General features: G+C 47.3%; 7 protein-coding genes. 1 reads left to right on the top strand and 6 read right to left on the bottom strand.

Translation table 11 applies throughout. The annotated features are described in order from the left end of the window. Positions 1–293: 293 nt before the first annotated feature. The gene (locus Xbed_RS17340; RefSeq protein ID WP_086114097.1) at positions 294–638 is read right to left on the bottom strand and encodes a YegP family protein; all 345 of its coding nucleotides are present in this window, start codon (positions 636–638) and stop codon (positions 294–296) included. Between the two features lie 182 nt (positions 639–820). Here Xbed_RS17340 and Xbed_RS17335 point away from each other — a divergent pair, with 182 nt between their 5' ends. Further along, positions 821–1,420 carry a T3SS effector IpaJ family cysteine protease gene (locus Xbed_RS17335; protein WP_086114096.1) on the top strand — a complete coding sequence of 200 codons (600 nt, stop codon included), beginning with the start codon at positions 821–823 and terminating at the stop codon, positions 1,418–1,420. Between the two features lie 31 nt (positions 1,421–1,451). Here the strand turns inward: Xbed_RS17335 and baeR are convergent, their stop codons facing one another. The 5 genes from baeR to Xbed_RS17310 form a co-directional block, all read right to left on the bottom strand. Further along, positions 1,452–2,159, bottom strand: a complete 708-nt coding sequence (gene baeR / locus Xbed_RS17330) for an envelope stress response regulator BaeR (protein ID WP_086114095.1) — start codon at positions 2,157–2,159, stop codon at positions 1,452–1,454. Between the two features lie 71 nt (positions 2,160–2,230). Continuing rightward, a complete protein-coding gene (baeS, locus tag Xbed_RS17325; protein WP_167371942.1) occupies positions 2,231–3,622 on the bottom strand; it encodes an envelope stress sensor histidine kinase BaeS in 1,392 nt (463 codons plus the stop codon). 5 nt (positions 3,623–3,627) lie between these two features. Beyond that, entirely contained in the window at positions 3,628–6,723 is a 3,096-nt protein-coding gene (mdtC, locus tag Xbed_RS17320; RefSeq protein WP_086114093.1) for a multidrug efflux RND transporter permease subunit MdtC, read from the bottom strand. Then, positions 6,720–9,884 carry an MdtB/MuxB family multidrug efflux RND transporter permease subunit gene (locus Xbed_RS17315; RefSeq protein WP_086114092.1) on the bottom strand — a complete coding sequence of 1,055 codons (3,165 nt, stop codon included), beginning with the start codon at positions 9,882–9,884 and terminating at the stop codon, positions 6,720–6,722. The genes mdtC and Xbed_RS17315 overlap by 4 nt, the downstream gene beginning before the upstream one ends. After that, the gene (locus Xbed_RS17310) at positions 9,884–11,110 is read right to left on the bottom strand and encodes an MdtA/MuxA family multidrug efflux RND transporter periplasmic adaptor subunit (RefSeq protein ID WP_086114091.1); all 1,227 of its coding nucleotides are present in this window, start codon (positions 11,108–11,110) and stop codon (positions 9,884–9,886) included. Before Xbed_RS17310 ends, Xbed_RS17315 begins: the two co-directional genes overlap by 1 nt. Positions 11,111–11,602 lie beyond the last annotated feature (492 nt).

Genomic DNA, 11,602 nt, shown 5'->3' with positions numbered 1-11,602 from the left:
TGATATCAGAGCGGGTTTCTTTCACAACGGATAAATGTTCAATGAGAGTCATAGGTGAGTCATGAAGAGGAAAATAAAGCTGATTAGATCATGTCATTCGCTTTCATTCAAGAGACTTTAAAAAAGTATGCTCGCGTCCTGGAGTGAGGGGGAGTCAGGGAGCTTAAGGCGTTTCAGTGCCTCACGGTAAGCATCTGGTGATCTTACCTTGTCCTTTCCCTCAGGCACGCTACAGCTTTCTTAATCTTTTACTTTGGAGACTGAATTATGCGCCGCTGATACGGCGCAAGTCATTAATTGTTTCTGGTCAAATCACGAATACTCTCTGTCGGTCCGGTTTTCATGACAGCCTGCATATTTTTCTTCATGCTTGCTTCATTGGCATAAGGTTCACTGACACCAATAATCTGATGATTGCGGGCTTTCAGGACAAAATAAGTCTTACCGGATTTATTTTTCCTCACTTCATGGCGGGTCTTATCGGGAGAATTGACCTGCACAGAGCGAATGCCTTTATTTGCAGCCGCTTTGGTGGTATACATTTCACTGTTCAAAATGACATCACCATTTGCGGCGACCAGATTGAAATAAAATTGTCCGTTCTTTGCTTTCTTAAGATCATAATGCCCAGTAGCCATAAGGAATTCTCCTGATTGGGTAATTATCAGCTTAAGTTTAGTCTGGATTTTGTACAGTAAAACTGTTTGGTAAAAAATTTATCACTTAATGAATATCTATTATGGCAGGGGGGAGTACTCGTTTTTGCAGAGTATCAGCGAGTTAATAAGCCTTGGAGACCCCATACCCAGGAAACCCTAGTATGAATAAGAGACAAGCAACGCCAACCTCTTGTGGAGCATGTGTTTTATTGTGTGCAGCTCTGGAACTGGGAAAAGATAAAATGCCAAGATTGGATGGCATGAGTATGAGGGAATATTCCGGTACTCATACAGAAATCCAGTTAGACAATTCAGACAAGAGTGAATTATTACTCTATGAAATCACATCAAGCGCTTCCCCGGGTTCACCCGTTCAAAGTTCATCAATACAGGCAGGCTATTCGTTGCCACATAATCTTATTGTTGCCGCCAGGCTTTTAGAATTGACTGTGACGGTCTATCTCAAGCCAGGCATGGTGTATTCTCTATTGTCATGTTATCACTCTGATATAGTGAACAAATTAGCGGGTTCGGGAGTGGAGATTGAGAGAGCAGCGCCGCCGTTATTGCTTGGAAACCAAAGAGCACTCGAAGTTTTAGGTGTGGTCCAAGGGGGGGTATTCTTTCATTATGTTATGAGGCGACCTAACGGAACCTATATGGACCCAGGTTCTGGAATTAATTATCCAAATTTCGACCAGATGAATGCATCGTGGAAAAATTATATCGCCTCTGGCTTCATCATCGTGCTACAGGGATAAAGAACCCATGGCACAGGAAATAGGGAGATTGTCATATTAAACGACAGATTTCTGCTTCCCAACGATAACCCAGACCATAAATTGAGCGAATAAAAGACTTATTTTCATCCAACTGTTCTAGTTTTTTGCGTAAATTCTTGATATGACTATCAATGGTTCGGTCATTCACGATACGGTGGTCATTATACAGATTATTCAGTAACTGATCGCGGGAAAAAACCCGCCCCGGCTGGCTGGACATAATCTTAAGCAGACGAAATTCAACGGGTGTCAGTTCAAGCACCCGTTCAAGATAACGCGCCTGAAAGTGATTTTCATCTATGGAGAGGGCGCCTTGTTCGCTGACGATATCGTGTGGGCGATAACAACGGCGCAGGATGGTTTTCACTCTGGCGACCATTTCCCGTAGGCTATAAGGTTTGCAGATATAATCATCAGCCCCGATTTCCAACCCCAGAAGCCGGTCAATTTCTTCTGTTTTTGCCGTCATGATCACAATCGGGATATCAGAAAACTTACGAATTTCCCGGCAGACTGACAACCCGTCAAGACCGGGTAACATCAGATCGAGCAAGATAATATGAGGTTGATGTTTCTGAACATGCTCAATAACTTCATCACCGCGTTTCAGCCATTCAGTTTGATAATCTGCAGATTGTAAATAATCAACCAACAGGCGTCCCAATTTGGGTTCATCTTCAACGATAAGAACGGTATATTGCGTAGAATGTATACTCATTGTGTGTCAGGTTATTGTGTTTCAGGTGACAGTATCTTAGGTGACTGTGTTTCAACTTATTGCGTTTCAACTTACGGTCTTTCATGTTCAGAAAATTTAATCAACGGTAATTCTACGCGAATTCTTATACCACCTAAAGATGATCTTTGCGCCTGAATGGTTCCATCATGCGCTTCGACGATATTATAACAGATGGCCAGCCCAAGCCCTGAGCCACCGCTTGCCCGATTACGGGAAGATTCACATCGATAAAAACGCTCAAAAACATGCTGGCATTGCTCGGCAGTCAGTCCGGGAGCACTATCTTGCAAGTCCAAGATCCATTTCTGTTGATCCGAGTATGCCTGAATAATCACTTTTCCATGCTCATTGGTATAACGCAGGCTATTTTCCAGCAAGTTTTGGAATAGCTGTGTCAATCGATCGGGATCGGCAAACAGAGTGTCATTTTCTTTCAGATTCAATGCCAATGTCATGTTCTTATCTGCGAAGCGACCTTGATAACCGGCTACCGAGATTTGCAGTAATTCACTGACATTAACGGGTTCTTTTCGATAAGTCAGAGAACCCCGATCGGAAAGTGACAATAAATGCAGGTCGTTGACCAACTTTGTCAGGGTAGTGACTTCCGTGAGAAGGGAATGGATCGTTTCCTGCGTTGGGTGCCGTACCCCATCTTGCAAGGCTTCCAGTTCACCACGCAGCACAGAAAGTGGGGTGCGTAACTCATGAGAAATATCGGCCATATAATCACGGCGCATCTGCTCGTTTTTGTCCAGTGTACAGGCGAGTTGATTAAAATCTGCCGCCAATTGACCGATTTCATCGCTGCTGGATGGTGTGACACGAACGCTGAAATCACCGGCAGCCAGTTTATGCGTTCCTTCTACCAGACGCTTGACCGGTCTTAAAAGGCCACGGGAAAGCAGAAAAGTGGCAATCAGTGCCAATAGGGCTGAGAAACCGGCAATGATCCAACTGGTGAACTGTTGCTGGTGGGCGAAACTAATATCAGCCTGACGCGTAATTTTATCTGACGTGCTGACAATGACCCATCCGACCACATTATTTTGATAAGTGACGGGTTCACGGTAACTTTCTGTGGGAATCTCACCGGAATATCCCACCAAACGATTCATCTGTGTGTCTACAACCCAGAATTGGGAACGCCAGCCATGGGATGTCTTTTTTTTATAGATATCGCTATTTTGCTCAATGGTACGGATGATTTGAAAAATCATCCGATCGTTTTGGGTCAAGAAGCTCCAATTGCCGTACTGCTGGTACTGTTCCGCCAATGCTTCCGCCAGCATGCTTGCGCGCACCTGGCTATTTTGTTTGATATAGCCGATAAAACCGTGCTGGAAACTGAGGCGAACGCCCCAGTGCATCGTGACCAATACCAGCATGCAAGTGGCAAAAATCGCCAAAAACAGCTTACCGCTGATGCCGGTTTTAACCATAAATTTCATGATGGCTCCGATGCTTGAGGTTGTGCGGCACGACGCCGCAGCCATTTTTCGCGCAGTCGATCAAAAAACAGATACACAACAGGGGTGGTATAAAGTGTCAGCAACTGGCTCATCACCAAGCCGCCAACAATGGTGATACCCAGAGGAAAACGCAATTCAGCACCATCACCGTTGCTCAGTACCAAAGGCAGGGCACCGAACAAAGCAGACAGTGTTGTCATCATAATTGGCCGGAATCGCAATAAGCAGGCTTGAAAGATCGCCTCTTGCGCACTGATCTTACCGTTTCGTTGCGCCTCAAGGGCAAAATCCACCATGATAATGGCGTTTTTCTTGACAATCCCCACCAACAGCATAATGCCAATCATGGCAATCAGACTAAATGGCGTGTTGAACAATTCCAGCGCCAATAACGCCCCTATTCCCGCAGAAGGCAGGGTAGAGAGGATGGTCAGAGGATGAAGATAACTTTCATACAGGACTCCCAGAACCAGATACACGGTCACAATGGCCGCGAGGATCACAAACATCTGGGAGCGTTCACTCTCTTGAAAACTCTGGGCCGTACCGGCAAACGAACTGCGAACGGATGAAGGCACACCGAGTTCTGTCATGGTTCTTTCTATTATGCTGATGGCATCGGACAACGTATAGCCCGGAGCAATATCAAAAGCAATGGTCGAGGAGGCGAAAAGTCCTTCATGGTAAACATCCAGCGGCGCGCTGGCGGGATACCAGTGAGCAAAATAGGAAAGCGGAATGCGTTCCCCCCGGGCATTAATGACAAACATTTTCTCCAGGGCACTTGGGTCTTGGTTGTATTGCGGTGCGACTTCCATCACCACCTGATACTGATTTAACGGTTGGTAAATGGTGGAAATCTGCCGCTGTCCAAAGGCATTATGGAGTAAATTATTGGCATCGGAGACACTGATCCCCAAGCGAGCCATCACATCACGATCATAGGTAATCGCAATTTCGGCCCCTTTATCGTCTTCGTCTGAGTCGGCATTGACATCCACCAATTGAGGCTGTTTTTCCAATGCTTTTTTGATAATGGGACTCCATTTACGCAGCTCACCAGAATCGTCGGACAGTAAACTAAACTGATAAGTGGATTTAGAGCTACGACTCCCGAACCTGAGATCCTGAACAGGAACCAAATATAGGCGCGCCCCGGCTTCATGGGTGAGCTTGCCCCTTAAACGGGTTATCACCTGCTGGACGCTCTCAGAACGTTCTTGCCGTGGTTTCAGGGAAATAAACATGGTACCGGTGTTAATGCTACCGCCACCCGTCGATCCGACGACATTATCCACGGTAGGGTCTTCATCAATGGCCTGCATAAAGTATTTCATTTTTTCCCGCATAGCCTGAAACGAGATACTTTGGTCTGCAACCACAAAGCCCAGCATTTTTCCCGTATCCTGTTGGGGGAAAAAGGATTTCGGAATATGGATATAGAGCCAGATATTCAGGGCAATAATGCCGACTAATGCGAGCAGTACCCAGCGGGTATGCTTGAGTATCCATTGCAGTGAGCGACCATAACCTTGCTGAATTTTCAGCAATACCTTACCAAAGCCTCGCTTTTGTCTCTGTGCTCTTACCGGTGATGATTTGAGTAAATAGGCGCACATCATCGGGGTTAATGTCAGTGAAACTAACAGTGAAATCCCGATGGCGGTTGCCAGTGTGACAGCAAAATCCCGGAACAGTCTGCCGAGTAGCTCATCAATTAACACAAGCGGAATAAACACCGCAATCAGTGACAGACTCATGGCAAGTACCGTGAAGCCAACTTCCCTGACCCCTTTCAGAGCCGCCTGCATTGGTTTCAGTCCGGCATCCAGATGACGGGAAATATTTTCCAGCACAACAATAGCATCATCGACCACAAATCCGGTGGCAATGGTCAATGCCATCAGCGAAAGGTTGTTCAAGCTGAAACCACACAAATACATCGCAGTAAAAGTGCCGATCAGTGATACCGGAACGGCAATGGCCGGAATCAATGTCGCCCGGCCTGAACGCAAAAACAGGAACACCACCAGAATCACCAACGCAATCGCAATGACAAGTGCCTGTTCCACTTCTTTCAGGGAAGCCTGAATCGCGGGTGAGCGATCCTGTGCGATTTTTAGCTGAATACTGGCAGGCAGGGACTCTTGCAGGATCGGGAGTTGAGCGCGAATGCGTTGAACGGTGGAGATGATATTCGCTCCGGCTTCACGGCGGATAATCAGCACAATCGCTGACTTATTGCCGGACATCCCTGCTGCCCGAATATCTTCGACAGAATCGTGAATATTGGCCACATCCTGCAAACGAACAGGCGCACCATTATTGTAACGTACAATAACCGAACGATAGCGGTCTGCTGTTTTCAGTTCATCATTGGTGTGCAGTTGCCAGCGCTGTTGATCAGAATCAACATACCCCGTAGGAAGTAGAACATTGGCGTCACTGATCGCACTCCTGACCTCGTTGAGGGAAACACCTTGATGAAAGAGGGCATTGGGGTTCAATTCAACCCGTATTGCCGGTAATGAACTCCCGCCAACACTGACTTTACTGACACCTTCTACCTGAGAAAGTTTTTGCGCCAGTCTGGTGGAAGCAAGATCATACAGTTGCCCTTCACTGTAATTGTCTGAAGTGAGGGTTAAAACCATGATCGGGGCGTTGGATAAATTGGCTTTATAATACCGCGGTTGGCTTGGCATACCGGAAGGCAGTAGGCTTTGGGCGGCATTGATGGCAGATTGGACATCCCGAGCGGCACCATTGATATCTCGGCTAAGATCGAATTCCAGATAGATGTAGGAGGAACCCAATGAGGTGGAGGAAGACATCTCTTTTACCCCTGCAATCCTGCCTAATGCGCGCTCCAGAGGCGTTGTCACGGAGGACGCCATCGTTTCTGGTGATGCACCAGGCATGGCGGCATGGACGGTGATGACAGGAAAATCAACTTGTGGCAGCGGCGACACCGGCAGCAGGGTAAAACTGAGCACACCACACAGCGTGATAGCTAAACTCAGCAAGGTGGTAGCCACTGGCCGCTGGATAAATAAGGCGAAAAATTTCACAGCGGCTCCTGATGATTAGCAGAGGCTTTATCAAGCCTGGTTTGATTATCTTGCTTATTTTTCCGGTAATTCCGGTAATAATGTGCCAACTTATCAAACAGTAAATAAATAACGGGCGTGGTGAACAAGGTGAGAACCTGGCTCACAATCAACCCTCCCACCATACTGACGCCCAATGGACGACGCAGCTCTGCACCGATGCCGGTACTGAGCATCAGGGGCAATGCACCCAACAGCGCAGCCATTGTCGTCATCAATATCGGTCTGAAACGTAACAGACAGGCTTGATAAATGGCTTCATAGGGGGACATCCCTTTTTCACGTTCTGCTGCCAGGGCAAAATCGATCATCATGATGGCATTTTTCTTCACAATGCCGATCAAGAGAATGATCCCGATAATGGCGATAATATCTAACTCATATCCGCCCATCATCAAAGCCAGTAATGCGCCAACCCCTGCGGTGGGCAAGGTTGATAAGATGGTGACCGGATGAATAAAACTTTCGTACAGTATGCCGAGCACGATATACATGGCGACAACCGCCGCCAAAATCAGCCACAGGGTGTTACTGAGCGCATCCTGAAACGCCAGGGTTGTTCCTTGAAATTGCGTGACAATATTTTTCGGCATCTGAATTGAGCGTTCTGTTTCCTTAACGGCATTGACCGCTTGTTCAAGGGAGGCCTCTTTCGCCACATTGAACGAAAAAGTGGCAGCGGGAAATTGTTGCAAGTGGTTGATAGATAAATATCCCAACCGTTGTTCGACGGTAGCAATGGCATTAAGCGGCACCATTTTTCCATCACTTCCGGTCAGATAAAGCGCATTGAGCGCGCCCAGACCGGGTGAACCCTGCGTATCTTGTTCAAGGATGATTCGATACTGATTCGACTGAGTATAAATGGTTGAAATCAAACGCTGGCCGAAAGCGTTGTATAGCGCATTATCCACGGCAGCCATGGAGATCCCAAATCGGCTGGCCATATCACGATTGACGTTAAGGTAAGCGACCAGTCCCTGATCTTGCCAATTGTGACCGATATCCACCAACTCCGGCCGCTGTTTCAGGGCATTTTGCAATTTGGGAACCCAGACACCAAGTTCATCAAGTGACGTTGCCTGCAATGTGAATTGGTATTGCGTGCGGGATACTTGGGTATCAATGGTCAAATCTTGTGTCGGTTGCAGGTACAACTTGACGTCGGGAACTCCGGCAATGCGTGTTTGCAGGCGTGGAATAACGTCGTCAATCCGGTCGTCACGCTGACTGAGCGGTTTCAACGTAATTTGCAGGCGGGCATTATTCAACGTTGGATTGTTACCATCAACGCCGATAAAGGTCGTGACATTATCCACGGCAGGATCTTGCAGTAACAGCGTGGTCACTTGCCGCTGTTTGTCCGCCATCGCATTGAATGAAATGGATTGTGGCGCTTCCAGTGTCCCCTGAATCAACCCGTTGTCCTGCTGGGGGAAAAACCCCTTGGGGATCATAATATAGAGAAGGGCAGTCAGGGCTAACGTACCGAATGCAACACCAAGTGTCAGCAAGGGATGATTCAATACCCGTTTCAGAAAAATCGCATAGATTGCAATCATGCGTTCAAAGAAACGTTCGCAGGCGTGTTCAAAGCGATTGTGTTTAATATCGGCTTCGGATTTCAACATCCTTGCGCACATCATTGGCGTTAGCGTCAATGACACAACCGCAGAAATCAAAATGGCGACAGCAAGCGTAATGGCAAATTCCCGGAACAGGCGACCGACAATATCGCCCATAAACAGCAAAGGGATTAATACCGCAATTAATGAAAAAGTCAGAGAAATAATGGTGAAGCCAATTTCTCCCGCCCCTTTTAATGCCGCCGCCAGCGGTTTTTCTCCCCGCTCAATATAACGGGAAATATTCTCGATAACGACAATGGCATCATCGACTACAAAGCCGGTTGCAATGGTTAATGCCATTAAGGTGAGATTATTGACGGAAAAGCCGCAAAAATGCATCACAGCAAACGTTCCCACCAACGACAGCGGAACCGCAATACTTGGGATCAAGGTTGCGGTCGTATTGCGCAGGAACAGGTAAATCACCATGACAACCAGTGCAATAGCCAGCAACAGTTCAAATTGAACATCTTCGACTGAATGACGGATCGTCACCGTGCGATCGGTCAGGACTTCCACATTGACCGATTTAGGCAGGCTGCTGATCAATTCTGGCAGCATGACACGGATATTATCTGTCGTCTCAATGACATTCGCACCGGGCTGGCGTTGAACGTTAATGACAATCGCGGGCTTTTCATTGACCCATGCGCCGAGTTTGTCATTTTCTGCACCTTGCTCAATGCTAGCAACATCACGCAGACGAATCGGGGCATCATTTTTATAGGCGACGATTAAATTGCGGTAATCGTCGATAGATCTCATCTGGTCATTGGAGGAAATCGTGATTGACCGTGTTGGCCCGTCAAAGCTGCCTTTTGCCGAATTGACATTGGCTTTCATGATCGCAGAACGAATGACCTCACTGTCCACGCCTTGTGCAGCCATGGCCTGCGCATTCAATTTCACACGCACGGCCGGGCGTTGCCCACCCGCCAGTGTCACCAAACCCACACCACTGACTTGGGAGATACGCTGAGCCACACGGGTTTCCACCATATCCTGTACCTGCGTCATGGGCAGGGCATCAGAGGTTACGCCCAGTGTCAGGATAGGGGGATCGGCCGGATTGACCTTGCTATAAATCGGGGGATAGGGCAGATCATCCGGCAATAGATTGCTGGCTGAATTAATGGCGGCCTGTACATCCTGCTCTGCGACATCCAAGGGCAATGAAAGCTGGAATACCAGCGTGATCACCGAAGCGCCCCCGGAACTTCGGGAAGACATCTGCTTCAAGCCGGACATTTGCCCAAACTGGCGTTCCAGCGGCGCTGTGACAGCGGATGTCATGACATCCGGATTGGCACCGGGGTAGAGCGTAACAACTTGAATGGTCGGATAATCCACTTGTGGCAACGCAGAAACGGGCAGCATCCGATAGCCGATCAGTCCAGCCAACAATATCGCCACCATAAACAGTGTCGTGGCAACCGGACGCAGGATAAACAGGCGGGAGGGGCCCCCGCCTGTCATTGGAGAATCAGGTTGCATCAGGAATGCTCCACTTTACCGTTTGATTGTGCTGGATTATTTTTATTGGCATCCAGTGACTCAGTGGTCAAAGATTTGACAATTTCGACTTTGGCGCCTTCCGTCAGCGGGTCAATGCCATCGGTGACCACTCGTTCACCGGCTGATAAGCCGCTGTTAATCACCACGCGTTGATCATATTGCAGACCCGCAGTGACCTTATGTTTACTGACCTGATTTTCTTTATCGACTTTCCAGACGAAATGCCCCGAATTTCCCATTTGTAACCCTGCGGCGGGGATCACCACGACATTTTCCAGCATATCGACTTTTATCTGGATATTGACAAACTGATTAGGAAATAGACCGTTGTCCTGATTATTGAACTGCGCTTTCATTTTGATGGTGCCAGTGGTGACATCAATTTGGTTATCCATACTGAGCAGCTTTCCTTGTGCCAATTGTTGCTGATTATTGCGATCCCACGCGCTGACGGGCACATTTTCGTGATTTTTCTGCGCCTGCAACACGGAGCCGATATCATTTTCAGGCAGAGAAAACAGGACATCAATGGGATCGATTTGTGTGATGACAACAATCGGCGTGCCTCCTGAGCCAGAGATGTAATTACCCACATCAATGCGTTTTAAACCGACACGACCGGAAATAGGCGCGGTAATGCGGCTGTAGTTCAATTGCAGTTTGGCTTCGTCGATATCTGATTGACCCGCTTTCAGGCTGGCTTCACTTTGACGCACTAAAGCGGTCTGTTTATCCAGCTCTTGCTGAGAGATAAGTTGACTTTTTGCCAATTGCTGGAAGCGCAGCAAATCCTGTTTGGCATTGGCCAATGTTGCCTGATCTTTGGCATATTGTCCTTGTGCCCTTGCCAGCTTAACCTGATAGGGGCGGGGATCGATTTCCGCCAGCAAATCCCCTTTTTTGACGTATTGCCCTTCATGAAAATGCAGATTAATGAGCTGACCTTGCACCTGACTGGTGACCGTCACGGTATTGGCCGCCTGAACTGTTCCCAATCCGCGTAAATAATGGGGGACAGATTTTGTTTCAGCCGTTGCTACTTGTACGGGTGAGCGAGCTGAGGGGAATTTATTTTGTTCCGGATTTTGGGTCTGATTTGATGTTGAAAGTGCGTTGAAATATTTCCACGCAAAGAAAACCGCCGCGACGATCACGGCGATAGCTGCGGCGAGTCGGAAAAAATAGGAACGGCTTTTATTATTCATTTGCTCGACATTCTCTCAGTATTATAGCGCTAATCAGTCATACAGCATCTCATGCAAATATAGATGCAAAACATATTATTAGTGTAACCAGTGAGAATGAGTCAATAATGAAGAAAATATGGAGGTTATGTCAAAAAGATAATGTTTTGATAGTGATTTTTCAGAGAATTTGTGAATGGGAACCCAATGCGGGCTGGGAAAGTCCTCTTGTGGTTAATGACAAAACACTAAGGGGATAGGTGATGATGAGGCATCAATTGACATAATATGCACCATATTCGCGACATTGCTTGGGATCTTTAACATAAAGTTTCGATACACCATGTGTACCGCCAGTCGGTATACCGGAACATGTCATGTAACCTTTTTCATCAAGAGTATTGGTGTAGTACCGCTGAGTTAACATATTAAGTGCAACAGGCGGAATATTAAAAGGCGTGAGTCAACTGTGATACATTTCACGGCTCTCACACCCGAAATCATGGCCTGATA

The sequence above is a fragment of the Xenorhabdus beddingii genome (genome assembly GCF_002127545.1).
Classification (GTDB): domain Bacteria; phylum Pseudomonadota; class Gammaproteobacteria; order Enterobacterales; family Enterobacteriaceae; genus Xenorhabdus; species Xenorhabdus beddingii.
Note: the sequence above shows the minus strand (reverse complement) of the source record. Positions and strands in the feature narration are given on the sequence as shown.